Raw genomic sequence first — 25,192 nt, forward strand, 5'->3', positions numbered from 1 at the left:
CAATCGAGTTTGCTTGTCCATCCCGCCTTACTGCGACAAAACCGCGGCGTTTGCAAGCTGCAGCCGTGGGTTTACACGTAGAACTTTGGGCCAATAACGCGTGACTATCGATTTGTTTAAACTACCACCGGTAGCCATATCCCCTCCCTTGTGTGTTTGAGGATTACCCACATCTCGAGCGCGGATGGCAATTTTATTCAGGAAGCCAATATCGCTTCTGCACAACTTCTCGGCGAGAGGGGAACCCCAAATGACGAAATTTCCGACACTGTGCGCATTAGGTGCAGCGCTGCTGATGGTGGGTTGCGTGCCGCAGCAGAAATATGAAGCGTCACAACAAAGGAATGCTGAACTCGAGGCGCAGTACAAGCAACTCAACGAGACCATGGGATCCGAGATCGCGGCCAACGAGTTGCATATCTCGCGGATGCAAGACGCGATCAAGGTTTCGCTCAACAACGAGTTGCTGTTCCCCTCAGGCGGTTGGGAAATGTCGGCTGGCGCCAAGACGAGCATTGCCAAGGTAGCCGCGATCTTGGCGCCTCATCAGAAAAACAAGATCAACGTGAACGGCTACACGGATAGCACGCCGATAGGTCCGGAACTGATGAAACAAGGCATCACGACCAATCTCATCCTGTCTCAAAAACGGGCTGACAACGTGATGCAGTTTATGATCTCGCAGGGCGTCAAGCCGAATCTAGTCTCGGCTCAAGGCTTCGGCGAGGCCAATTCGGTAGCTTCCAACGATACGTCGGAGGGCCGGGCGCAGAATCGCCGCGTGGAACTCACCATAGCGAGCCCCGGCAATTAGGGGCGTTGGAGAGCGCGCCATTCCGGGGCTGGCGCCACCGACCGACTTTTTCGACTGTCGGGCGGCGTTGCCTTTCCTGCGAGCGCGCAGTAGCGTGGAAACGCTCACCCCCGATTGCTCGGCTGCGTGCTCGTAGGTCATTCCCTGCCTAATCAGAGACAAGCCCTTGTTCACCAGACGCGGTGTCGCGGTGGGCCCGCCGAGGCGCTTGGATCTGGCGCGCGCATCGGCCAGGCCCGAGCAAAGTCCTTGATAAGCCGCTGCCTGGGAGCATAGAAGCCGGGACGCCTGCAACGAAATAGCACACGATGGAAACCAGTGTGTCTTCCGGTATCGCAGCATCATTATTGAGAGTTGCGTAAATCGTGACACCACCAAGGCTCGGCTTGCTTCCAGCAGGCGGCGATGATCGATTTGCGCTTCGTCTGGTCGAAGGGCAGATATGGGTCGAGCGTACGAATTCGGCTTGCGTCAGACCGGTCATTTGCGACCGCCAACCCGCGAATTTCAGGAAAGCGACCCGTAGCCGCCTGACCAACGCCGATACTCGAATGACGGTAATGGATGAAGCAACGTTCATCCTCGCGGATTGAATGGCCGCTTGTGGGGCGGATTCGACATCTGAACGTCCGAGCAACAGTGCGGGCGAATGACGCTTCATGGCCGCACCCTGTCCGATGATGCAGACTGCGCCGCTCGAGTGGGCCGCCGACCCGCGGATGATAAGCACCGACGCTTCCAGGGCGTTGGTCGCTTGGCCAGACCAACTGCACCTCAGAACTGTCCTGATCGCAATGGGGCTACACTGAAAGTGCGATGGAAACAGGAGACGGCCGTGACGAAATCTGACCCCCAAAGTACGTTCCGAGGGCTACCGCTTACGGCGGAGCAGGACGCGGAAGTACGGCACTATATCAAGGTCCGTACGCAGCACGGTCTACCGTGGGACACGCCGGAACTGAGCGCGATGCTCAGGGATATGCTGCAGCCCCCAAGTTACGACAACGGCGATTTCGGCGCGGCGGCAGACGAAATGAAAGCAGCCGACGAACGTGCAACGGCGTCGGTCGACGAAGCGATGGACCCCATCGAGGCGGACGAGGAGCGGAATGCGGCGATGGAATCGGAATGGATGAAAGGGCCCAAGCGATAGAGCCGCGAGCACCGGGGCTTGCTTCCTGGTAACGCCGCATGCGGGAGATTACGATGAGTTCCTCGCGGGTGCGGGGAGTATGGTCTCCAATCCGATTCCCTTCGCCAGGTGTTGTTGTCGTCAATCCCAAAGGCCGCGTTGCGGCCCAAGCAATCGGAGGTTCACATGAGCAGCGCTGCAGTCGAGACCCCGGACGTGCGGGGCGTGGACATGAAGCTCGAGGTCGTCGTCATCCCTGTTTCGGACGTCGATCGCGCCAAGCGCTTTTACGGCGGCCTGGGGTGGAGACTTGACGCCGACTACGCCTCCGATGATGGCCACTTCCGCGTAATCCAGTTCACGCCGCCCGGTTCCGGGTGCTCGGTAATCTTCGGCAAGAACGTCACCGCGGCCACACCCGGCTCCGCCCAGGGACTGTACCTGATCGTCTCCGACGTCGAGGCGGCTCGCAAGGAACTGCTGGGACGTGGGGTGGAGATCAGCGGAGTGTTCCACGACGCCGCTGACGCGTACACCGGCTCGGATGAGCCATATCTGTTCGGGCGGATCCGGGTTAGCGGTCCGGACCCCGAGCATCGCAGCTACCGCTCGTTCGCCTCTTTCAGCGATCCGGACGGCAATGGCTGGCTGTTCCAGGAACTCACCCACCGAGCGCCCGGTCGCGTGGACACAGACGCCACGACCTTCACCTCGTCAGCGGATCTCGCGGCGGCGCTCCGGCGGGCGGAGGCCGCGCACGGCGAGCACGAGAAGCGGACCGGCGGCCAACGCGATGAGAATTGGCCGGACTGGTATGCGGAGTACATGGTTCGTGAGCAGGGAGGCAAGGACCTGCCCTTGTGAGCTGGCGGTTCTGACGATCGCTGTCGCTATCGCGGTGGTCGAAGCCTCGCCGCGATTGCGAGAAAAGGTCTTGGACCGGCCAATACTACGCAGACCCCTTCTATGGGGCATTGAAAGTCAAGCCCTGTCCGAGATACCAATTCTGGTATGTGAAGTAAATTTCCTTTCGCGTTGTCTACGCCCAGTTTGCGCGGTCGCCTGCTACGACCAGACGCAGACTGGCCGTAGACAACCTGTGAAACACAGGTGGCGAGGTATCGTCACGTTGTATCCGAACAGCCAGCTTCTTGCGCTCACTCTCAGGCAGCTTCGCTGCCACGCCAGCGGATCGATTCATGCACGCACCAGACTGAAAAATGGGCTGCCATTATCGACCATGACGCTCTCATCAGGCGTCTCGCGTGTTACCCCGGTTTGAACCTCCCCGTTGCAACTGATGGCGGCACCAACGGGAGGTTGCCATCATGAGCGTCTGGCAGGGTTTTGCTAATTTCAGTCCAACGCATGCGTCTTCACTTGTCGCCGTCGCTGCTATCGTTGTTGCGGTGGTCTGCGGGACCCGCATCGCAGCATTTGCTGGCTTACTGCCCGCGTCGGGTAACGTAGCCGTCGCAGTGACTGTGACATCGTTAATTGACGTGCAATTTGACGCTTATGTGAAGCGTGTCGCAACCATGCAATGAACTCCAGTCATAACGCATTGTGCCGCCAGGCGCCTTGACGTTTTCGTGCCGAGAGCGTCGAGGAAAACGGGGCGAGAGGGTACAGGAGTGAGTCGACACGACTGCCGTGACTTTGCTCGTCTGTGTCGCGGGATGTGTTGTTCTCCCGACCACGCTACGTCCACTAACGGCTAGCCACGAGTGCAGCGCTCGATGGTCCACAGCGCTAAAGGGGTATGGAAGTCGGCGCGGCCCCCTCATGAGGCAATGCGGTCGGCCGTCACCCTCGACCTGTCGGCACAAGGCGGAAACATGTACCAGCTGCCGTCATCGTGCCTGAAGACGAACAATGCACGCGCTCCGGTCGGTGACGACGTCTATCACTGGCTGCGAGTTCCCTATGCCCGGCGACACCATCCAGGAAGTATTGCGCGCACGTCTTCAATGCGCGTCCAAAAGACGTCGTACCGCTGCTAGCAGCATGTCCATGGGAACGGGCTTAAACAAAAAACCGTCCCCTACTCCTGCATCGGAATGGTCTAAATGTACAGAGCTGGTGAGAATGACTGGGATTCGTGAGAATTCTGACCCTAGCTTCAAGTGGCGGAAAAGCTCAACGCCACCCGTTATTGGCATCGACCGGTCTGTGATGATGAGGTCGGGTTTTCTTCCATTGGCGGAGAAAAGCGCCTGATGACCATTGCTGGCTGTCAGGACTAGATAGCCTTCCACTTGAAGGACACTTTTCCAGGCGGTCACGATGCTGGGTTCGTCTTCCACGATAAGAATGGTCTTCATTTTTGCGTGCTGTGAAGATGTGGGAAGCGCCGGCATCGCATTCATCACGCATCGGCCTGACTGCCGTTCGCCAGGTGTCAATGCATCGGTCAGGCGAATACGATGGGTCATCAGTCTCAGTAAGGAATGAGGTCGCATAGTCTCTCACCTCCGACTACTAGATACATGTGGCGAATAGGTCGACAGTACGGCGACAGATGTTCCTGCCGAGTCCGGGCACAAACGTGTACTCCGCAAACGGGTTGTTTCCGAGGTATATGCAGTAGTGCAGAATAGGTGATACGACGATTCCTTGAACACGTTCAAGATGAGAACCGGTCGGGCCAGGTAACCCAAAAGGCCATGAGGTCGTCGGGCCGCGTAGCGAGCTTGTGCTGGCGGAACTGCGAGCGCTGCTTCGGTAAGAGAAGAGTAAGGTTTGGTGAAAGGCGAATCTACTCTACCGATGGATACGCTGACGCCACGTTCGCGTATCCCGTTTATACGTTGGTATAGCTGCAGCGCAGAGGCATGGTCTTCATACGACGAAGAACCCTGCTCAACGAAGGAACAGGGCTGGGCAGGATTGAATTTGAAGTTGGCAGCAGACGCTGGCACGCCTTCTGTCAATCCTACAACGACGCTGTTGCTACTTCCACTGGGTAGTGCGCTCACAAACAATTGGCGCGCGCGGCGCCAGGGTTGCTATCAGCGATGCGGTTTGAGACAGTGGTTTTGCCACATGGTCCTAAGGCGAGTAGCGAGTGTTGGCCCGCGCCCCCGGCGCGGGTCTTTTTTCGTCCTGCCGCATAGATCGCGACACTGGAGACCGCCATGACAACCCCGCTCGATCAATTCAAGTCGCAACTCTCGAAACTGCTGCGTGATATCCCGTTCGGTACAACTGCCGACCTCACTGCATTCGCGGTTGCTTATTGGGATGGGCAGCAGGTGATCTACGCTTTTACCAACAACAACGGCAGCGTCCAGCTCGAAGACCAATTTGACCTCGGCGAGTATGAATGGGCGCGTTGGTACGACGAATTCTCCGCCTGGATCGCTCATCCGGTGTTCAGTGTCAGGCCGGAAGTGGCCGAAATAGCTCGGGATTGCGCCGCAGCGTGTCGTGCCGCAATGCGCGCCAGGGCGGGCTGAAGTCCACTGGATAATTCACATCCTCACCGGGGGATGGCTATAGCAGATATCGACACCGATTGGGATCATGGCGGGCGCTACGTTCGTAGCATTCCATCGATTTGTCGCAAGCAGTCGAAACGCGGGCATCGATTTTGCAGTGAAGGAGATGCGATGGAATCGTGAGTGGGAGAAAGATCGTGATGAGACTATTCGGCATATTGTCTTTGGTGGCCGGTGTCGCGGGCTGCGTTGCCGCCTCGCCATATGGCTACGGTTACGAGCCAGTACCGGCGTACGGTCCCGGCTATTACGCGCCAGGCACTAGTATCGGCGTCGGCGTTGGCGGCGGCAGCTTTGGCGGTGGTGTGGGTGTCGGCCTCGGCGTCGGCTTCTGAATCCCACATGTTTGCACCAAAAAAGAGGCCGCGGGAATTAGCCGCGGCCCGCAAATCACACGCGCTCGGGTATCGCTCCGACGCCCGGCGAATCCTATACAGTCCATATAGGTTAACAAGTGTTTTGTAAGACCAAACTGCTATCGGTCGCCGATCGGGGTTTTCCATTTCCGGCGGCATCATCAATGCCTATGGTGCATCCAGCCCATGTGATGCGCATCGAGCCACTGAGACAGCCCTTCATCCTTGTGGTCGCGCATGTAACGTCGCGCCATGACGATCGCAAGGACCAACACAACCGCTACGCCCACTACAAAGCTAATCATCGAATCAGTCATGGCAGCCTCCTTGCTCCGTTGCGACCATGCTTACATTGTAGGATGCGGCGTAGCGGCGTGCCCCGATTCAATTATCCACCAGGCAAGTTCCTGGGCCACGGCAACTGCTCGACTGGCTGGCTTTTAGGCGTAACGTTTCCACACTGGTTCCACGGAAATGACCGTTCCGGATTATCGGCTGCGCGCATAGAATGGCGCGGCCTAACCGGAGATTGAAGGTTGTATCGCGGTAAGGAGGGGCCGATGAGTTAGGACGAAGTCCGTAGGAATGCTTACATCGCAAGGTCGTAGAACTGCGCGTTTGAAAACGAATAGATTATAGTGGGACTGTTCGATCGGTTTTCTGCTGTCATTAGCCCTCAAGCGCCTCGTCCTCTATCAACATCTGGCTTATCCTGCCCACGTCCAGGTTTCCCCGCACGACCCAGAGTCAATCTCGAATTTGAGCACCCGAATCGGGCGATGTCGATTCCGGGTTGGGTTGCGGTAGAACTGCCGCGTTGTTGTTACTGAGAGCGGAAACCGACATGTTCGACTCCATAGTGGTCCGGATGTCCTGTACCCGGGATTCAAGGAGAGTCGCTATTGCGCCCGCTGGATTCGCATCACTTGCCCTGCGGTCAGCACATAAATTTCCTGCGCGGCATCTGCGCCGAAAGAGTACACGGTCCCCGGTATTGGCAATGACCAATCGACCGATTCCGTCACGACACCATCACGAAAGACGAAACTCTGCAGCCGGCCGGTGCATAGGTCGGTGTAGAAATAGCGTCCCCGGATCTCAGGTACTGCGGCGCCCCGATATACGTAGCCCCCGAGAATCGCGCAGCCTCCGCTTGCGTGGGTGTATTCGAAGACAGGGGGCGTCAGGCCCGTCGTATCGCAGGTGGCCGCGCCGACGCACAATGTACCTTCGATTCTGTCCCAGCCATAGTCCAGCCCGCCGCTTGTCGCCGGGGCAACGTTGACCTCCTCGCGCGCGGACTCGCCGACGTCCGCGATGTAGATCTGCCCCGTGGTATCGAATGAAAATCGCCACGGATTCCGCAGACCGACTGCCCAGATCTCTGGCCGGCCGCCTGCGCCTGTAGCGAACGGGTTGTCAGAAGGTATCGCGTAGCCGTTGCCCCCCACGTCAATCCTCAGCATCTTTCCGAGTAAAGATTCTTTGTTCTGCGCATTGCCGGCGGGATCATTCGAGCCACCACCGTCGCCGGGTGCCAGGTACAGCATGCCGTCCGGCCCAAAAGCCAGCTGGCCGCCGTTGTGATTCGATGCACCTGGGTGCAGAACTGTCAGAAGCACCGTGCCGCTCGGATCGGCCACGTCAGGGTTGGCGGAAGAGACCTGGAATCGAGATACTGTGATCGCTCCATCCGCTGCGGTGTAATAGACGTAAAACCGCCCGCTCGACGCGTATGCCGGGTCGAACGCCATCGACAACAAGCCACGTTCGCCATCGGTCGAAGTCTGCGCCGAAATATCGAGATATGGCGTCGGGAGCAGCGTCCCGTCGCGGACGATCCGTATCCGCCCTGCTCGCTCGACAACGAAAAGCCGGGGGTCATTGGCAGGCGCGGCAAGGTAAATCGGAGCGGTAAGTCCACTCGCTACCGGGGCCAATGTTAGGTGAAACGTTTCAGCAGGCCCATAGTCAACGGTGACTGCCGACGAAGCGCCCGCAGTCACCGTGGCAGACTGACTTAGCTTAGTCGGGCTGTACAACGAGGTGCCGTTCAGTACATGGTCAGCCGTGACGGTATAGGTTCCGGTCGCGAGGTTCGCCAGCGTGTCGGACCGGTTCACTGCCCGGCTGAACCCGCCAGGTCCGGCCACAGATACGTTGGCGGCCGTATCTGTCGGGAGGCCGGTTACCGAGAGCGACAACGCGCCGGCAGTCCCGCTCCCTCCCGTGCTACCAGTGCTACCAGTGCTATCCGAGCTACCAGAACTACCAGAACTACTAGAACTACTAGAACTACTAGAGCCACCAGAGCTTCCTGCAACGCCTGATGAGGCTCCATCCCCAGAGCCACCGCCACCACAGGCGGCCAGGAACAGAAGGCACGTACCGAGAGCACGACATGACGCCCGACGAAGGAAGGAAATCATGACTAGCTCCTGCGGAGGTATTGTCCGGAATTGATGCGCGCGTTGCAGGTTTTACATCGCCAAACGCTTTTGAAAATCATCTGCAAGTAGGCAGGACGGGCCTGCTTGCTCGCCCGAGCAACGAGGAAGCAAGTATTTGGCCTAGCATGGCACCGCTCCTGAAGGCTAAGGCACCGACCCGGTCGCACACATGAGCGCCCCGCTCGCTCCCGGTAATACCATACGGTATGCAACTGTTTGCATACGTGGCTGTGAAGCCCAGAAACGTGAAGGTTTCCGGCCGGCCAAGGCCACGACTCTGGCGATTGACCGCTGCGTAGCGGCCAAATTCCAGTAGCCGGGTCTTGTCCGGATGAAGCGCAAGCGAGAATTCCTCCAGCCTCAAACGCATCGCCTCCCAGAAGTGCCGTGCTCTGTCCGGCGCCTGGCGATCACCGGTTTGATGCCGCGTTTGCGAAGTTTCTGGCGATGTGGTTCGGAGTCGTAGCCGCGATCGGCGTAGATAACTCTGGGCTTCTGAAGCGGTCGGCCACGCACGCCGCGAATCGGCACAATCGCATCGACGAGCGGCAGCAATTGGGCGACGTCGTTGCGCTTCGCGCCGGTCAGGATGGCACTGATGGGGACACCATTGGCATCGACGAGGATGTGATTGGAACCGGTACGCGAGCGATCCGTGGGGTTCGGGCCAGTTTTTCGCCCGCCCCAACGGCTCGCACCGATGATGAATCGACGGCTCCTCGTGAGAAATCGAGCTGGCCGGCCTTGATAACTTCGTGTAGCAGCTCGTGCAGTCGGTCCCACGAGCCGGCCCTTTGCCAATCGCGCAGGCAACGCCAGCAGGTTGGACCCGAACCAAACTCCAACTTTGTCGACAGATCGCACCAGCGTATCCCGGTCTTGAACTCGAACAGGATGCCGTTCAGTGCTACCCGGTTTGAAACCGCGCGGCTTCTCGCGTCGCAGCTTTGGCGGCGGCAGCAAAGGTTCGATCAATGCCCACCGTTTGTCATCAATGATCGGTGTGCCCGTCCTCTTGGTTCCACTTAAAAACTCGCCGATCCTGTCCGAACGAACAAGGCCACCTCTCACGTTGCACTTGACCGTGCCTGGTGTCTCACTTGAGCTGCATGGAATTCTTGACGGACTTGACGCCGGCCACGCCTCGAGCGACCTGGACTGCCCGGTTGATGTCCGCCTCTGATCGGACGAAGCCGCTCAGCTGTACCACACCCTTGAAGGTCTCGACGTTGATTTCGGCAGATTTGAGCGATGGTTCATTCAGAACTGCCGCCTTGACCTTCGTTGTAGTAACGGAATCGTCGACGTATTCTCCCGTTGCTTCGTGCGTGGACGTCGATGCACAGCCCATAAAGAAGGCCAGCAATAGCATCAGGAAAAATGCGGAAAACGATTAAGTTGTGTCATGTCCAACTCCCCACATAAAGTTGAATCCGCTGTTAACTCGACTCCGAAGGCGCCGGGAAAAGCTTAGTCGTGAATATCACCGTGGTGCGCAGTCTGCCCGTCCCGGTCCGAAACTGCGGCAGGATGGCTGAGTGCTTCGGTGAGGAGCGCCCACCTCGGCGCAGTGGTGACGCACCACAGGAGGACGCATGTTCATGCGGCTCACCGCTCGTATGCTCTGGAGGTGGTTAAAGTAGGTGGTTAATGGGAATAACAGATTGTTCTATCGTTATGACCAGATCTCTAGATGCTATGTGGGAGGGCAACGACAGAAAGCCTATCGTTTCTCCCAGCGTCAAGGCCGACGGTGTACCCAGTCGTGCATAAGATGCGTGTCCAGCCAGCGAAGTTGCTGTTTCCTGCGGTGTTCGCGCCTGTAGTGTTCCGCAACCAAGATTGCAGCCACGATCAGCGCGATCCCTCCAAGCAACACCCACGAAATTGACTCACCCATGGCCGTCTCCTCGCTTATCACGGTACAGTTTAGGCCCTTCGCCAGCGGGAATGGTTCCATGGGACGTTTTGCCCCCAAGCTCTGCGCGACACGTCGGCGAGAGCGACCGCCAGCATAGTGTGCGCTGGATCTTCCAGGTGGTCGGGGCGGCAGCCAAATAGTGCGGCGGTCTGCTCCCCGAACCGGCGACTCGAACGGGCCGCACGAAGCGGTTCGGCCAGATGACAAGCAGACGTGACCAAAATAGCGCAATCAATTGCGAGGTAATCCGTCAATCGAGAGCCACGTTGTCTCCGGAGCTTCACACCCAACCGTTACCGGTTACGCATGTCCGGATAGGCAACTGCTCGTCGTACAGCAGGTCACGGCACCGCAATCAACGTTCCGAACTCAGCGCGTGACAAGGCAAAGAAGAGCTTTACGCCTCCTTCATGCCACATAACGCGCGGCTGACGGCGACACGTGTCGCACCGACAACTTGACAATACCGTTCGGGCCGGGCAGTAGATCGAACCTTCCTCGATTTGCTGGCCAACGTCGGCCAGCGCCTGCAGGCAGCCAAAGCACTTGTTCACGCTTTTGACGGACAGTCGGATTTTCTTGTCACTCATGTGTGTTCTCCTGGCTGTCCGTTAGGCACGCACCGGCTTCTTGCCAGCGCGCTTCGCCACTTTCGCAATCTTGTCTTCGTGCTTCGGCGACGGCCACAGGCCTTCCGAGCGGTACAGCATGATGATGACCATCGCGAGGCCGTACAGCAACTGACGGATCACTTCCGTATCGACGATTTCATGGCCGAAGATCGCGTGTTGCAGCGGACCCATCGTCGAGCGCAGGAATTCCGGGAACACGGCGAGCAGCAGTGCACCGAGAATCACGCCCGGAATATGGCCCATGCCGCCCAGCACCACGCACGCCAGCACCACGACCGACTCCCAGAACGTGAACGATTCCGGCGACACGAAGCCCTGGAAGCCCGCGAACATCGCGCCCGACAGACCGCCGAACGACGCGCCCATCGCGAACGCCAGTAGTTTGATGTTGCGGGTGTTGATACCCATCGCCTTCGCGGCGATTTCGTCTTCGCGGATCGCGGCCCATGCTCGGCCGATACGCGAGTGCTGCAGACGCGTACAGGTCCAGATCACCAGCAGCGAACACAGGACGAACAGGTAGTAGTACATGTAGACCGACGGGAACGAGAACCCGAACAGCGTGTGCGTCTGCGACAGGTTGAAGCCGGCGACGTGAATCGGCTCGATACCCGTGATCCCCTTCGGGCCGTTGGTGATGTTCACCGGACGGTCGAGGTTGTTCATGAAGATCCGCACGATTTCCCCGAAGCCCAACGTCACGATGGCAAGGTAGTCGCCGCGCAGACGCAGGGTCGGCGCACCGAGCAGAATCCCGAACAGCGCGGCGAGCGACATCGCGAACGGCACGATGATCCAGATCGGCGTGTGCAGGCCGTTGGGCGCGAGATGCGCGATCCACTCGAACTGGCTCGTCAGGTGTGGCGACGACAGCAGCGCCGCGGTGTACGCGCCGATCGCGTAGAACGCGATGTAGCCCAGGTCCAGCAGGCCGGCGAAGCCGACCACCACATTAAGGCCGAGCGCGAGCATCACATAGAGCATCGCGAAGTCGAGTACGCGCACCCAGTAGTTGCCTCCGGCCGCACCGATGATCATCGGTGCGGCGATCACGAACGCAGCGGCGATGATGCCAACGACCAGCGTCTTCGTCGCGTTCTTCTCGGGGACGAGCGTCGTGGACGGCTCGATCGGTCGAATTGAGGTCATAGTGCTCCTCTCCCTTACGCGCGATCCGCGACACGTTCGCCCAACAGGCCCGACGGACGGAACACCAGCACGATGAATGCAAACGCGTCCAGGTAGTTACTGCCGAACACGCCACCCGTCAGGTTCCCGATGTAGCCGGCGCCCCGCTGTTCGATCAAACCCAGAATCATGCCGCCGACCATCAAGCCGTCCAGGTTGCCGATCACGCCGGGCAACGCAGCGGTGAACGCCTTCAGGCCTGGGATGAAGCTCATGTAGAAGTGCGCATTGCCGTATTCGGAGGCGATCATCACGCCCGCCGGCGCAGCAAGCGCCGAGCCGATCATGAACGTTGCCGAGATCACGAAGTCCGGGTTCACGCCCATAAGGCTCGCGACGCCCGGGTTCTCAGCGATCGCGCGCATTGCGCGGGCCCAGCTTCGTCTTGTCCACGCGCAGCAGCAGGCCGCCCATCACGAGGAACGCGACGACGATGATCCAGCTTGTTCGGGTAGTCGCAGCCCCGACAAATGAAGAAAAACCCATTCTCGTCGGTCTGGGGCTCGACCTCATCGAAGGCGAATCGCGCATTGCAGTTTCGGCAAGTCATGGCTGTTTCCGTCGCTGTTTTCGACGCTTCGTGATGCCTACTTCCAGGTTCCACGATAGCGCGTCATGGGACGCGCCGGACACTCGCGTCCGCTCATATTGCGTGCCATCAGCTCTGTTCCGGTGTTTTCAGCTCGATCAACATCCGCTCACAACCGCCTTGATCCGGCGCCATGCAGCCGAGCAAATGTTCACTGTTCGGCATCAGCATCTCGCCGCCCGTCTGAAGCGCCAATGTCATGCCGGGATTCTTCTGCCATACGATGAAGCCGAAACACGCAAGCGCAAACAGCACGACGAGCGAGAACGCGATCCTCTCCAGCTTCCAATAGATTTTCGGCATGGCGACACCTTCAGCAGGCATTGTCAACTTAGCCAAATCGGCCTGACTACAATCTCACTTCGAGAGAATTTCTGGCGCGCTGACGCGGATCCGAAGTCCATATGCCGCTCAGAGTGGCAATCGCGCCCCACTTTATAAAAAACAAATCTCGTCGATTCCGTTAAGTTGACAGTGCCGGAGTGACTGCAAGCGGAACTCGCCCGATGGTAAATCCATGAGGCGATGAGGACTTCGATGTTGTCGATTGCTTGCCGGTGCCCGCTTCACTCGCTACACCCGTATGTGTCGACTGCCTGACCACGAGAACGGGAATAGCGCTATGAGTCAGTACCTTCTGTGTCTCGCTGCCGATCAGCAGGCCACGCACACCGCTGCGGCCGTGGGACGCCATGACAATCAGATCACAATTTCGCTCGATGGCGATGCTGATGATCGCTTCATAAGGATGAGCGCAGGTGGTGGCCACCGTTTCGCATATCACGCTCGCCTGGGTTGCGGCCTTCGTGACAGCCGCGAGAAAGGCCTCTGCACGCTCGCTGTTCGCCTGCACGAATTTCTCCTCGGTATCCCCGAGCATTTCGGATCCATATGACATGACATGGAACTCCGGCATGACATGAAGTCCCGTAACCGAGGCGTCATTTTCGGCGGCGAGCGTCACCGCCATCTGGACTGCGACTTCGGAAAGTGCCGAGCCGTCGGTCGGCACCAGCAGATGATTGAACATGACACCTCCCCTCGCTCGACGTGCGGGCTCTATCCGACGCACACTTAGCCAATCGCGGCATCGACATTCATGCCGGGTTAAATTACACTTTGCTTTCAGTATAGACGCTACCGTCGTTTGCGAAGTATTTTCTGCTTGCAGCTCATTCAAGTGCGGCGACAGCAGGAACTGCACGCTGGCTCATAACCGTGCTCGATGTCCACCGACGATAGTCCCGAGGTAAAGGTCTTCGACCAATGATGCTCAAAGACAGTGAAGTGGCAGTCACCATTTGGGAATGTTTATGGCACAAAGGTAGTGCGCATTTCGTCGTCTATACGCCCGAGACTATCGGCCTCAAGATTCAGGACTGCCACTCAGTTTGGTTGTAGCCGATCAATATATAGGCATTGGTTGGCTAATCAGCAGACGTTTTGACCATCGCTGGGGGAGTCGTCGCCACGCCCGTCCGAGTGACGCATCGCGTGCCTCACAGCGAGGAATCGCGCATTGCGGTGCCTCTGAGCTGGGTGTAGCCTGTTTTTCGGTGAAATGGGAAGCAGGCCTGCTGCTCAGCGGCCGAAAACTGAAGCGCGCCGGCACATGAAGTTGCGCGCAAGTTGTTCTGCCACGCGTTGTTCGAAAGAAGGAGACGTCATGAACAAGCTTGCGTCCATGCTCGTGTGGGGGGTGCTGGCCGCTGTCGGTGCTCTCGCTTTCGCCAGGCTCGCGCTCGGGCGCGGTGAAAGTGTGAATGCCGTGTGGCTCGTTTCCGCGGCCCTCATCGTTTATTTCATCGCATACCGCTTCTATAGCAAGTTCATTGCCGAGCGCGTGCTGCGACTCGACGATACTCGCCAGACGCCGGCCGAGCGCCACGACGACGGTATGGATTACGTACCGACTAACAGGTGGGTGCTGTTCGGCCATCATTTCGCCGCAATCGCCGGCGCGGGCCCGCTGGTGGGTCCCGTGCTGGCAGCGCAGATGGGCTACCTGCCCGGCACGCTGTGGATTCTCGTGGGTGTTGTGATGGCCGGTGCGGTACAGGATTTCATCGTGCTTTTCGCGTCGGTGCGTCGGGACGGCAAATCCCTTGGCGAGATGATCAAGATGGAACTGGGCCCGGTTCCGGGCTCGCTGGCTCTCGTCGGCGTGCTCGCGATCATGATCATCATTCTTGCGGTCCTGAGCCTGGTGGTAGTGAAGGCGCTCACGTCCAGCCCGTGGGGTCTCTTCACCATCGCGGCGACGATACCGATCGCGCTGCTGATGGGCGTCTACATGCGATTCATCCGCCCAGGACGCGTAGGCGAAGCCTCCCTGTTCGGTGTCGTACTCCTGCTCGTTTCGATCGTACTCGGGAAGACGGTAGCCAACGATCCCACCTGGGGACCGTTCTTTACCCTGACCGGCCCGCAACTGGCGTGGGCCCTCATCCTGTACGGCGCCATCGCCTCCAGCCTGCCAGTCTGGCTGATGCTCGCGCCACGCGACTACCTGAGTACGTTCCTGAAGATCGGCACGATCATAGCGCTCGCGGTCGGCATCTATGTGGTCGCGCCCACGCTTTCGATGCCACGGACCACCCGCTTCATCGACGGCACCGGGCCCGTATTCTCCGGCACGCTCTTTCCTTTTCTGTTCATTACCATCGCCTGTGGCGCGGTCTCCGGTTTTCATGCGCTGATTTCCTCCGGCACCACACCGAAGATGATCGAGCGTGAGTCGCATATGCGTCTGATCGGCTTCGGCGGCATGCTCGCCGAATCGTTCGTCGCGGTCATGGCGCTGACGGCAGCCTGCGTACTGCATCCGGGCATCTACTTCGCCATGAACGCACCGGCGGCAATCATCGGCACGACCGCCGCGCAGGCGGCGCAAGTCGTATCGAACTGGGGGTTCGTCATTACGCCGGACCTGATCAACCAGACGGCCGTGAACATCGGAGAAACCAGCATCCTGTCGCGCGCCGGCGGCGCCCCGACGCTGGCCGTTGGCATGGCGCAGATTCTCGGCCAGGCCCTCGGCGGTCCGGCCATGGAGGCCTTCTGGTATCACTTCGCCATCCTGTTCGAGGCGCTGTTCATCCTGACAGCCGTAGACGCCGGCACGCGGGTCGGCCGCTTCATGATCCAGGACATGCTAGGCCATGTCTACCGGCCGCTCGGCGACACCCAGTTCCTGCCCGCGAACCTGCTGGGCACCGGCCTCTGCGTGGCGGCGTGGGGCTACTTTCTCTATCAGGGCGTGGTCGACCCGCTCGGTGGTATCAACACCCTCTGGCAGCTTTTCGGCGTGGGCAACCAGATGCTCGCCGGCATTGCCCTGCTGCTCTGTACGAGCGTTCTGGTGAAGATGAAGCGGGAGCGCTACGTCTGGGTGACGTTGGTGCCGACAGCGTGGCTCCTGATTACCACGCTCACTGCAGGCATCCAGAAGATCTTCCATAGCGACCCGCGTATCGGCTTCCTCGCGCTGGCGAACAAGTTCAGTGACGCCGCCGCGCAGGGGACCATACTCGCTCCCGCCAGGTCGATTGCGGAAATGCAGCGGGTCGCCTTCAACAACTATCTGGACGCGGTGGTCTGCGGCTTCTTTGTCGTGCTGGTGCTGGCGATGTGCGTCTTCGCGGTCAAGATCTGCCTGCAGGCTCGGAGGCAGGCGCAGCCCACTGTCAACGAGACGCCTGCTGTTGTGCGCGCTCAAGGAACCTGATCATGAAATCGATCTTCAATAGCAAACGCCTGACGGTGCCGGGTCAGGCCACGAGTGGCCGCCCCGGCAGCAATACGCTGGCGACACAGCTATCGGATTTTGCGCGCACGATGCGTGGAGCATGCATGCAGATGTTCGGCATGCCGGACTATGAACGCTATGCTCAGCACATGGCCTCCCGTCATCCGTGCGATCCGCTAATGCCGCGCGGCGAGTTCTTCACCTGGGCCGTCGAGCGGAAATACTGTCGCAACGGGGCGAGATGCTGCTGAGACAGCACGTACCTGATCAGCGCTGCTTCGCGAGGGACATGGGAAGCAACAGCATTCGCTCCAATGTAAGCAGATTTTCTCCGCCGTTTAGTGTTGGTTTCCGCCCGACCAGCTTCCCGAAAGCAGATGTTTTTTATTTGCGCCCCTGCAGTCGCGGCAATAAACTTTCAGGTCCCTGGACACGGAGCAACAGCATCAACTAGTCGTGTAAATCGTTCGATCCATGAAGTCGGATGGTTGTGAGCGTGGTGTACGCGCCGCCGCCTGATTTTTTGGGTCGCCCCACGTGCCAGCGGTGCAACGAGCTCTGCCTTAAGGATCTGGAGTGGCGAATGGCTGGCGTCGATACGATCAAATCGGTTCTGGTTGGCACCGGTGTGCTGGCGCACGTCATCGTCCCGCCCGCGATCGACCTGCTCCTCAAGAGCCTGGAAATCTCCGGCCCAACAACGCCCCAAGGCGATGGAATAGCGACAGGCGCGGTCACGCCGAAAGACGATCTGAGCGAGACACCGATACCTGGCTTTGATTTCGCGCTAACGACGCCGCCTGTCGTCGGTCCAGCGCCCTACAAGCTAAAGGTGACACCCAGCTCGTTCCAGCTGTGGCTTCAGCTTGCGGACCAGGAGCATCTTCGGTCTAAGGATAATGGGTTGCCCGTTGACATACCAACAAAACAGCCTGCTACCCACCTGAGGAACGACGAGCATGTAGCTGCCGTCGTTCCTCAAGATCACCTGCTGCCCTTGAAATTGCACGAACTTGCGCTCTAGAATCAATTCGCCGTGAAATTGCGCTTCAAATCGCGTTTGAAATCGCACTCCGAAGCACGCGTCGAAATCACGCTTTTAAGTCGCGCTCTTAAGTTGGTCACCCAATCATCCGCCGCACGGTCTTGACGAACGCCGGGAACGCGTCCGTCGGCTCGACAATATCGGGATGCCAGTATTTCTCCCACTCGAACGTCAACCAGCCGTCGTACTTGACGCCTTTCAAAATAGACATCGCCTCGCCAAGCGGAGCTTCGCCGTCGCCGATTGGCACGTAGCGGTATCCGAGACGCGCCTCCGGGTCCGTGATCGAATCTTTGAAATCGACCGAGCGAGTCCACTTCCCGATGTTTTTCCAGGATTCAGCGATGCCCTCGTTGACGACTCGGAACGGGTGATGCACGTCCCACAGAACCCCAACATTCGGGTGTTCCAGAATCTCCATCACGCGCTTCAGGCGCGCGGTAACCGTCCAGTCATCATGCGTTTCGATCAGCACTTCCACGCCCCGCGATTTCGCGTAATCTCCGAGTCGACGCAAACGTTCCGCCACTCGCTGCACGGCTGCGTCATGCGACAAACCGCTTAAAATCGGGCCGCCAAATACTCGCACATACGGACAGTGAAGATCGGAGGCCAAGTCGATATGGCTCTCGGCAAGACGCAGGCTGTCCTCCAGTTCGGCGGGGTCGGTCAAGGTCACGCGAGTCGACGCCAAAATCATGCTGGTCTCGAGCTTGGCTGCCTCCATCTTGTGGCGAGTTTCCTGACGTCCTTCCTTCGAGAATTCGGGGCACTTGGGCAGATCGAACTCGCGGTTCAAACCGCGAAAGGCGATGCCGTCGTACCCATACTCGGACGCATGCATGATGATTTCGTCGAGCGACCAGTCAGGACAGCCAAGTGAACTGAAGCTTAGTTTCATATCTTAATGTCTCCGCGTACTAGGTTGAAGTTTTTTCACCGCGCTGCAAGATCGTATCGATCAGCCGATGCGTCTCCAGGGCTTCGCTTCCCGTCACGATGGGAGAACGCCCATTGGAGACTGAATCGAGAAAATCGCTGATCAAGGAACAGTGCGGTTCATGCGAGAAGTCCATGATGCTCGCGCCACCACCGGATCTGCCGTCAGACTCTATGGTTATGGTTTCGCCATCATGGAAAAATACATTGAGCTCGCCACCGCAAAGCGTCGCGGTCGCCTTGGTTCCGACAACGTCAATCGACTCTGCCTGGCCGGGGTACATCGTCGTGGTAGCGGTGAGGAAGCCTGGTGCGCCATTGCCGAGCGTCAGCAAGGCGTTCACATAGTCTTCCGTCTCCATCTTGTGAATTGCCGTGGTAGTCACTTGCGCTGCCTCAACCGATTTCACACCAACCAGGGACCTGAAGAGGTCGATGGCATGAATGGCTTGCGTCAGCAGAACCCCGCCACCATCGCGCTGTATGGTTCCGCGCCCGGGTTCATCGTAGTAACTCTGCGGCCGCCACCAAGGCACTTTGACCGAAGCATTTTGTATCTCACCCAGTCGGCCCTCGGCCAACAATGCCCGGAGTTTGATGGAGCCCGGCCGGAAGCGATGCTGCAGCACCACCCCAAAGCGCGGAATTGATTGTTCGGCGTATTTGACTAGTTGCTCCGCACGCTGCAAAGAAATTTCCAGCGGTTTTTCAACCAGGGTGTGCTTCCCGGCGTCCAGACACTGGCGGGCAACCTCGTAGTGCGTGGAGGCAGGCGTTGCAACGATAGCAACATTGACCGCTGGATCGGCCAGTGCCGCCGCCAAATTCGAGGTGGGCTTAACGGTGCCTGCGAGAGGTCCCAAACTTGCTGTGTCAGGCTCACGACACACGGCCCACCGCAGCTCGGCGATATCTCGGAGGTCCGCAAGACTGTGAAGATGTGGTTGCGATCCCGGGCCCAGTCCGACCATCACGACTCCAAGGCGGCGCGTCATACCTGCCTCCGCTTGTCTGCCGTAGCCTGAGCTTCGAGCGCGAGCCGACTTACCGTATAAACATGCTCCTGCCGCATCGCCGTCTCGGTGCGGTCTTGCACATCCGCCAGGATGTGCTTGAAGTACGTCAATGGCTCACGGCTGCAATCGATATAACGCGTGCCTTGCTGGTCGGAAATGAACAGGTGATCGGTACCCGGACGCCCTTCGATGTCCAGATATTTGCGTAGCTCAATCGTCCCTTTGGTTCCGAGGATCACAAGTCGACCGTCGCCCCATGTCGGCAAGCCGTCCGGTGTAAACCAATCAACGCGTATGTACCCTCGCCGCGCACCGGAACTCAACAACACTTCGCCGAAATCCTGAAAGTCAGCACTTGTCGAATCGCCGAAATGGCCGACGTGGCTGTGAACGATTTCGGCATCCTTCGAACCGGTGAACACGAGAAACTGGTCGATCTGGTGCGAAGCAATATCGACAAGGATTCCGCCATATTGGTCGGCCTCGAAAAACCACGACGGCCGTATCCCCTTGTTCAGACGGTGCGGGCCGGTTCCCATCGTCTGAATGACATCACCGATCGCTCCTTCCTCTACAAGTCGCCGAGCGACTTCGACTGCCGGCACAACGAAGCGCTCGGAGAAACAAATTGAGAAGATTCTTCCGGTCTCCGCTGCCACTCGCTTGACCTCTTCCAATTGCGCGAAGCTGGTCACGCCTGGTTTATCAACCACCACGTCCTTGCCGGCACGCATTGCTTCAACAGCAAACTCGGCGCGTTTGGCGGGAACCGCGGCGCATACGATCACGCTGACGCTCGGATCTTCCAGTAAGGCGGTTCGGTCATCAAAAGCGTTGAGTGACGGGAAACGCTCCTGTACCCCCTCGACGACCCGAGGATCCGTGGTACCGGTCCAGTAACCAGCGCACTCCGCACCAGCGTCCAGCAAACCGCCGATTAAATGATAGATATGCCGATGATCCAAACCGATTGCTGAAAATTTAAGCACCCCTTCTCTCCCAAGTTCCATTACGAGACAAATGTCATCGATGACATTTTGAATGTCATCGATTACACACTGACTGGCACCCACAGGTCAAGCGCGTATTTGAGAAAAACCAGCCGGATTTCGCCACCTGCCCTCAGAACGCGTGTCGTATGCCAATGGCGGCGAGGCAAAGGCCGGGGCGAGTGCGAGTGTCATACCGAGCGCAACGTAGGCGCTTGCCTTTTTGTGGGTCGCACACTGCATCGTTTTAATCTTTCGCATCTCCAATATTAATTTGGATAATTTAATTATTTATCAGCAAAACCATTTAATTGTTCTGATCCTGAAACCTGATATACAGCTTCTGTACGCGACTTCTAATTCTTCAACCGGCAATGGCATGACGTGTCATCGCGCCGCCATCACCCCTGAGCGGCGATCGTCACATTCTCATGCCGGGGCGTTTTGAAAAGGAGTGGTTCGTTTTTTATCAATAGGACATAGCAAAGCGACGAAACCAGACCGATGGCACCACTCATCAGCAAAGCCGGCGTAAAGCTACCCGTGCTTTGAACGATGAAACCCGTCGCGATGGGAACGATCGCCCCACCGACGTAGTATCCAAAGTTGGCAATAGCACCGCACGAGCCGGCCAGATTCGACGGCGCTATGACGCCTGCCAACGCCCAATAGAGGCCACCGCACATACTGCCGGAGGCAACAGCGATCGTTATGAAAACCATCGCCAGAACGTCGCTCTTCGCGTAAGCAGCAAAAATCGTAAACAACGCCGCACCGGTAATGCCTATGATCAGCGGAATCTTTCTACTGTTGACCGGGGAGAATCCGCGTTTTGCGAGTCGATCCGCTATCCACCCTCCAAGTAACGCACCGACGATGGCGAAAGCGTGTGGAATCGCGGCAACCCAACCAGTAGACGATATGGTCATGTGCCGCTGCATATGGAGGTAGCCTGGCAGCCAGGTCCCATAGAGCCAGGACACGTAGCCAATACCAAAGCATCCCAGAATCAGTCCCCATACAGAGCGGAAGCGGAACAGCTGACGCCATTCGGCGGATGTGGCAGGGGTGATTACCGCGGCAACGTCGCCGTCATCCAGGTGCTCCTCTTCATTTGGAGTCAGGGCAACGCCTTTTCGATCACGGAACATGGCGAACCAGACGACCGCAACAACTACGCCCAAAGCGCCCGTGGCCACAAACATCCAACGCCATCCCAATGAAAGCATGATGATCGTGAGTATTGGAAGCGCAATGGTCTGCGCAATGTATGGCGAGCTATTGACAATGCTCAGCGGAAACGCCCGCTCCCGCACATTGAACCAATCTCGCGAGACTCGCGCGGCACTGGGAAATTGCGGCGACTCACCGATCCCGAGCAGCACGCGTGTGGCGATGAACTGACCAAAACTAGTAACAGCGCCACCCAGCATTTGCGCAATGGACCAAACCACCAGCCCGAAGCCAAGCATTTTTCGGGCACCAAACCGATCAACAAGCACACCAGCTGGCAACTGAGCGACTGCGTAAGACCATAAGAAGGCCGAAAGCAAAATTCCCATTTCACCGACACTGACGTTCAGGTCGTCATGTATCAGCGGATTAGCGACCGCGAGCGTGACCCGATCGACAAAGTTCACAACGCCGCCAACCAACATAATGACGATGGCAGTTCTTTGTATAAATCGCAAACGGGGAGATGCGGCTAATTTTTCTTTTTGAGGCGTGGTCATTTTGTCTCCTGCATCGCAAACGGGCGTTGCGATATTTAATCTGCGCACGGGGGCTCGATCTATAAGCTCCTATGTGCAAGCTCTTGTATCACTCGTTGTTCAACTTAAACGAAAGGCATTCGTACCTTCATGTCCAGTCAATAAGCACCCCTAGTGTTTGATCGCGGTCTTTATGCAAGTGCTGATAGCAGTCCGCCAGCTGGTCTGGTCGTGCCGTCTGTGTCACAAGCGGCGACACCGATAGCTTGCCAGCGGCAATGTTATTCAGCATTTCATCGACGACTTGAATCATGCGGGGGGCGCCGGGAGCCTCGGCTCTCAATACGCGTTCGTGTGCTCCGATGAGAGAAACGCCTGATCGATGAATATTGTTGTAGACATCGATCATGATTTTTCCCCGCGGAGATCCGAGTAGGATCACGCGCCCCCGATCGCGAACGTTGTCCAGGCAAACCTGTACGACGGCCGGATTGCCGGTTGCTTCTACGCAGATATCGATCTCGGCGTCTGCGGCAGCTTCGCGCACGCGCTCGGCAATGTCCACGCCACTCGTGCTAATGACGCCATGCAAGCCAGCCTCTATCGCCCAGTTGCGACGCGCCAGCACAGTGTCCGCCGCAATGACTTTGTCACCACGAATTTGAAACAACTGGGCAGCCAGATTACCAATCAAGCCGAGGCCAATAACGGCAACAGTGCTGCGCTGACCGGCATCGGGCGCAACCAGAAGCGCCGTATAAGAGATTTGGGCAAGCCGAGCGAATGGCGCCAACTTGATGTCTATGCCTTCCGGCAGGGCTCGAACATTTTTACGGACAGCATCGACGATAGCCAGGCTCTCGTGGTACCCCTCGAAATAAACCTTCTGGCCCACGGAAAATTGCTCGACGCCGGGGCCCGTTTCAACAACCTCTCCGACTGCCGCATATCCCGACAGGAAGGGATATTTCGCGAACGTATTGTTCGGATCATTGAGCCCAACGTGCTCACCCAAGAAGATAGCCAACTCGGTGCCGGGGCTGACCAGGCTATATAGCGTCCTGATGCGCAACTCGTTGTTATCTAGCTGTCGGCTTCTATCAACGTCTTCAATTTGAAGCGCTTCCTTGCCCGTTATGGTGCAAATTGTTGATTTCATCTGTCGTCAATCCCGTCTGATTCATCGAATGTCATCGATGACATATTGAGTGTCATCGATCGCACATCGGGTGTCAAGGGCGAGTCAGGCGAAAGGTGACCGACCTGGTACTAACGCTAGTATGTTTGGCTCGGATTGTTGTGTCTTATAGCCTGGGCGCGGGCCCGGTCGATGCCCGAACGTGTAGCTCGGTCTTTAAAAGTACCGTTTTGATCTCATCGGGATGCTCGATCGCCGCCAAAGCCAGTTGACATGCGGCTTGGCCAATCTCGCGGAATGGAAGCGCTACCGACGTAAGAGGTGGGCAAAGAAACGGCGCGAGGCTGTCGTCGTAGCCGAGTACCGAAATGTCGTCCGGAACACGGAGCCTGGCGTCGTAAATCGCTTGCAAGGCTCCCGTTGCAAATACGCCTGCCGCCACAAATACAGCCGACGGCCTGGGAGTCTCGCTTAATAGCTGGCGCATCGATTCGTACCCGGCTGCTCGATTCGCTGGACTCGCATGTTCGGCGACGCGTTTGACCGCAGCCGCCTGGCCGCTTTCGGCATAGGGATAATTTCCCTCCAATCTAACCAAGGCCGAGTCATATTCAACGCCAACTTCCGTTAACACTTCTTGGTAGGCAGAAAAACGTTCAGCCTCGATAGACATCGCTCGCGAACCGAAAAAACTTGTTGGGTCGGGCTTTACGCCGATAAAGGCAATGCGCCGGTGCCCCAGTTCCGTTAAATGGCGGAGCGCCTCGAGGCTACCCGCCATATGGTCGACCAGAACCGCACTCGTTCGAGCGTCAACCAACCTCTCGACCTGGACCACCGGGATTTTGGCATTGATCGCGAGACGTACATTCTCAGCATCGACCGCATGCGTGAAAATCATGGCGTCCACTCGATTGCTGATCAATGTTCGAACGCTGGCCTGTTCGCGGGAGCTTTGCGCGTGGAGATTGATTAGAAAGACCTTATAGTCATATTTCAAAGCCTCTTCTTCCAGATCGTGAGCAATCTGCGCGAATAACGGGCTTAACGTCAGTCGGGTTAGCAAATGACCCAGCGTGAACGAGCGCTGCATGCGCAAGCTTCGGGCAACAGCGTTGGGGCTGTACCCAGTGCTTCGCAAAATATCCGCAATACGGGCGCGAGTTTGAGGTGCAACGGCCCCTCTCCCCTTGATCACGCGTGCAACCGTGGCGGTAGAAACCCCGGCAGCCTCTGCGATGTATGCCAGAGTGATGGCTTCTGTCTTTTGAGGTTTTTCGTCGTTCATTTTTATTGTGGCGGGACTGCGAGCAGTATACGCGAAATTAATGCTTTCTCAGAGACAGCTTTTCGAAACACCAATTAACCTGACTAATAATTTTGATCTAATCACGGTTAAATCGGCAGGATTGGTTACCGCGTGTCGGGAGTGCGGGACATGCTGATCGTACTTGAGCCGCGCCTCGTGGCGTACAGCTTAGTCCAACTGGTATGATCAGTCAAAATACACACTTCTAGTCCGAGCGCTACCAGCTCAGGCATGCTGGCTCGGTAAGGACGCGGCGTGATTGTTCAGATAAAGCTCGCGCATGTCGATACGCAGCGCAGGTGGTCAACCTCTTCAGGCCCTCCGCACAATAAAACTCCACGCGGCAGTCGGTGAAATGTTCGGCGTACAGCGTCTGCATGATCGCTCCGACCGTACGCGCAGCACTGCCCTGTTCGGCGTACAACGCGACAAGCTCTTCAACGTAGGTCAGCTCATCCTCGGTTGACACCGGCATCACCGGGTCGTCCCCCGCGTTCGGCTGCGATATGGAAGACCTCGCAGTGGGCATGATCGACCGCATGCCACGCAAGCAGATCGCGCAGCGGGCACTCCTCGATCCGTGTCAAATCAAACAAGTCGATCACCGTTCGGACCTCTGCGCTCAGGGCCGCCTACCAAGCTTTTCATACCTGTCCTTCCGGCCGCCCAGTGGGCCACAAACCGCTGTTTGAGCGTCGCGGGTTTCGCGATGAG

At 57.9% G+C, this 25,192-nt stretch carries 23 protein-coding genes and 2 pseudogenes; 9 read left to right on the top strand and 16 right to left on the bottom strand.

What is annotated here, in order from left to right; genetic code table 11:
• Positions 1 to 250: 250 nt before the first annotated feature.
• From P0D84_RS46085 to P0D84_RS46100, 4 genes are all read left to right on the top strand, one after another.
• Positions 251 to 814, top strand: a complete 564-nt coding sequence (locus P0D84_RS46085; protein WP_408350409.1) for an OmpA/MotB family protein — start codon at positions 251 to 253, stop codon at positions 812 to 814.
• Between the two features lie 835 nt (positions 815 to 1,649).
• Positions 1,650 to 1,967, top strand: coding sequence for a hypothetical protein (locus tag P0D84_RS46090; RefSeq protein ID WP_408350412.1), 318 nt, complete (start codon positions 1,650 to 1,652; stop codon positions 1,965 to 1,967).
• A 165-nt stretch (positions 1,968 to 2,132) separates the two neighbouring features.
• A complete protein-coding gene (locus tag P0D84_RS46095; RefSeq protein WP_408350415.1) occupies positions 2,133 to 2,810 on the top strand; it encodes a VOC family protein in 678 nt (225 codons plus the stop codon).
• 464 nt (positions 2,811 to 3,274) lie between these two features.
• On the top strand, positions 3,275 to 3,493 hold the full coding sequence (locus tag P0D84_RS46100) for a hypothetical protein (protein ID WP_408350418.1): 219 nt from the start codon (positions 3,275 to 3,277) through the stop codon (positions 3,491 to 3,493).
• Positions 3,494 to 3,913: 420 nt separating this feature from the next.
• On the opposite strand, the gene P0D84_RS46105 is transcribed toward P0D84_RS46100, so the two are convergent.
• Positions 3,914 to 4,381: a response regulator gene (locus tag P0D84_RS46105; protein WP_408350421.1), complete on the bottom strand. Its 468-nt coding sequence runs from the start codon at positions 4,379 to 4,381 to the stop codon at positions 3,914 to 3,916.
• A gap of 702 nt (positions 4,382 to 5,083) precedes the next feature.
• Between P0D84_RS46105 and P0D84_RS46110 the strand changes: the two genes are divergently transcribed.
• The gene (locus P0D84_RS46110; RefSeq protein WP_408350424.1) at positions 5,084 to 5,404 is read left to right on the top strand and encodes a hypothetical protein; all 321 of its coding nucleotides are present in this window, start codon (positions 5,084 to 5,086) and stop codon (positions 5,402 to 5,404) included.
• Between the two features lie 182 nt (positions 5,405 to 5,586).
• A complete protein-coding gene (locus tag P0D84_RS46115) occupies positions 5,587 to 5,781 on the top strand; it encodes a hypothetical protein (RefSeq protein WP_408351925.1) in 195 nt (64 codons plus the stop codon).
• 182 nt (positions 5,782 to 5,963) lie between these two features.
• Here the strand turns inward: P0D84_RS46115 and P0D84_RS46120 are convergent, their stop codons facing one another.
• The 8 genes and pseudogenes from P0D84_RS46120 to P0D84_RS46160 form a co-directional block, all read right to left on the bottom strand.
• Complete coding sequence (locus tag P0D84_RS46120; RefSeq protein WP_408350427.1) at positions 5,964 to 6,119, bottom strand: hypothetical protein; 156 nt, start codon at positions 6,117 to 6,119, stop codon at positions 5,964 to 5,966.
• 582 nt (positions 6,120 to 6,701) lie between these two features.
• Positions 6,702 to 7,925, bottom strand: coding sequence for a PQQ-dependent sugar dehydrogenase (locus tag P0D84_RS46125; RefSeq protein WP_408350430.1), 1,224 nt, complete (start codon positions 7,923 to 7,925; stop codon positions 6,702 to 6,704).
• Between the two features lie 708 nt (positions 7,926 to 8,633).
• Positions 8,634 to 9,293, bottom strand: a pseudogene (locus P0D84_RS46135) (IS5 family transposase); the annotation flags it as partial.
• Between the two features lie 55 nt (positions 9,294 to 9,348).
• Positions 9,349 to 9,624, bottom strand: coding sequence for a BON domain-containing protein (locus P0D84_RS46140; RefSeq protein ID WP_408350433.1), 276 nt, complete (start codon positions 9,622 to 9,624; stop codon positions 9,349 to 9,351).
• A gap of 1,160 nt (positions 9,625 to 10,784) precedes the next feature.
• A complete protein-coding gene (locus P0D84_RS46145) occupies positions 10,785 to 11,954 on the bottom strand; it encodes an ABC transporter permease subunit (protein WP_408350435.1) in 1,170 nt (389 codons plus the stop codon).
• A 14-nt stretch (positions 11,955 to 11,968) separates the two neighbouring features.
• Positions 11,969 to 12,431: pseudogene (locus P0D84_RS46150) on the bottom strand (branched-chain amino acid ABC transporter permease); the annotation flags it as partial.
• Between the two features lie 220 nt (positions 12,432 to 12,651).
• Positions 12,652 to 12,885, bottom strand: coding sequence for a hypothetical protein (locus tag P0D84_RS46155; protein ID WP_408350438.1), 234 nt, complete (start codon positions 12,883 to 12,885; stop codon positions 12,652 to 12,654).
• 160 nt (positions 12,886 to 13,045) lie between these two features.
• On the bottom strand, positions 13,046 to 13,612 hold the full coding sequence (locus tag P0D84_RS46160) for a universal stress protein (RefSeq protein ID WP_408350441.1): 567 nt from the start codon (positions 13,610 to 13,612) through the stop codon (positions 13,046 to 13,048).
• A gap of 636 nt (positions 13,613 to 14,248) precedes the next feature.
• On the opposite strand from P0D84_RS46160, the gene P0D84_RS46165 reads away from it, so the two are divergent.
• From P0D84_RS46165 to P0D84_RS46175, 3 genes are all read left to right on the top strand, one after another.
• A complete protein-coding gene (locus P0D84_RS46165; protein WP_408350444.1) occupies positions 14,249 to 16,309 on the top strand; it encodes a carbon starvation CstA family protein in 2,061 nt (686 codons plus the stop codon).
• 2 nt (positions 16,310 to 16,311) lie between these two features.
• The gene (locus P0D84_RS46170) at positions 16,312 to 16,581 is read left to right on the top strand and encodes a YbdD/YjiX family protein (protein WP_408350447.1); all 270 of its coding nucleotides are present in this window, start codon (positions 16,312 to 16,314) and stop codon (positions 16,579 to 16,581) included.
• 332 nt (positions 16,582 to 16,913) lie between these two features.
• A complete protein-coding gene (locus P0D84_RS46175) occupies positions 16,914 to 17,354 on the top strand; it encodes a hypothetical protein (protein WP_408350450.1) in 441 nt (146 codons plus the stop codon).
• Positions 17,355 to 17,451: 97 nt separating this feature from the next.
• On the opposite strand, the gene P0D84_RS46180 is transcribed toward P0D84_RS46175, so the two are convergent.
• The 7 genes from P0D84_RS46180 to P0D84_RS46210 form a co-directional block, all read right to left on the bottom strand.
• The gene (locus tag P0D84_RS46180; RefSeq protein ID WP_408350453.1) at positions 17,452 to 18,276 is read right to left on the bottom strand and encodes a sugar phosphate isomerase/epimerase family protein; all 825 of its coding nucleotides are present in this window, start codon (positions 18,274 to 18,276) and stop codon (positions 17,452 to 17,454) included.
• 19 nt (positions 18,277 to 18,295) lie between these two features.
• Complete coding sequence (locus tag P0D84_RS46185; protein ID WP_408350456.1) at positions 18,296 to 19,309, bottom strand: Gfo/Idh/MocA family protein; 1,014 nt, start codon at positions 19,307 to 19,309, stop codon at positions 18,296 to 18,298.
• Positions 19,306 to 20,319 carry a Gfo/Idh/MocA family protein gene (locus tag P0D84_RS46190; protein ID WP_408350459.1) on the bottom strand — a complete coding sequence of 338 codons (1,014 nt, stop codon included), beginning with the start codon at positions 20,317 to 20,319 and terminating at the stop codon, positions 19,306 to 19,308. Before P0D84_RS46190 ends, P0D84_RS46185 begins: the two co-directional genes overlap by 4 nt.
• Before the next feature lie 401 nt (positions 20,320 to 20,720).
• Positions 20,721 to 22,052, bottom strand: coding sequence for an MFS transporter (locus P0D84_RS46195; RefSeq protein ID WP_408350462.1), 1,332 nt, complete (start codon positions 22,050 to 22,052; stop codon positions 20,721 to 20,723).
• Positions 22,053 to 22,179: 127 nt separating this feature from the next.
• Positions 22,180 to 23,190 (bottom strand): zinc-binding dehydrogenase, encoded by a 1,011-nt coding sequence (locus P0D84_RS46200; RefSeq protein ID WP_408350465.1) that lies wholly within the window; start codon positions 23,188 to 23,190, stop codon positions 22,180 to 22,182.
• A 145-nt stretch (positions 23,191 to 23,335) separates the two neighbouring features.
• Positions 23,336 to 24,457 (bottom strand): LacI family DNA-binding transcriptional regulator, encoded by a 1,122-nt coding sequence (locus tag P0D84_RS46205; RefSeq protein WP_408350468.1) that lies wholly within the window; start codon positions 24,455 to 24,457, stop codon positions 23,336 to 23,338.
• A 238-nt stretch (positions 24,458 to 24,695) separates the two neighbouring features.
• Positions 24,696 to 24,947 (bottom strand): ABC-three component system protein, encoded by a 252-nt coding sequence (locus tag P0D84_RS46210; protein ID WP_408350471.1) that lies wholly within the window; start codon positions 24,945 to 24,947, stop codon positions 24,696 to 24,698.
• Between the last annotated feature and the right edge of the window lie 245 nt (positions 24,948 to 25,192).

The sequence above is a fragment of the Paraburkholderia sp. RL17-337-BIB-A genome, assembly GCF_046025895.1.
Lineage (GTDB): Bacteria > Pseudomonadota > Gammaproteobacteria > Burkholderiales > Burkholderiaceae > Paraburkholderia > Paraburkholderia fungorum_C.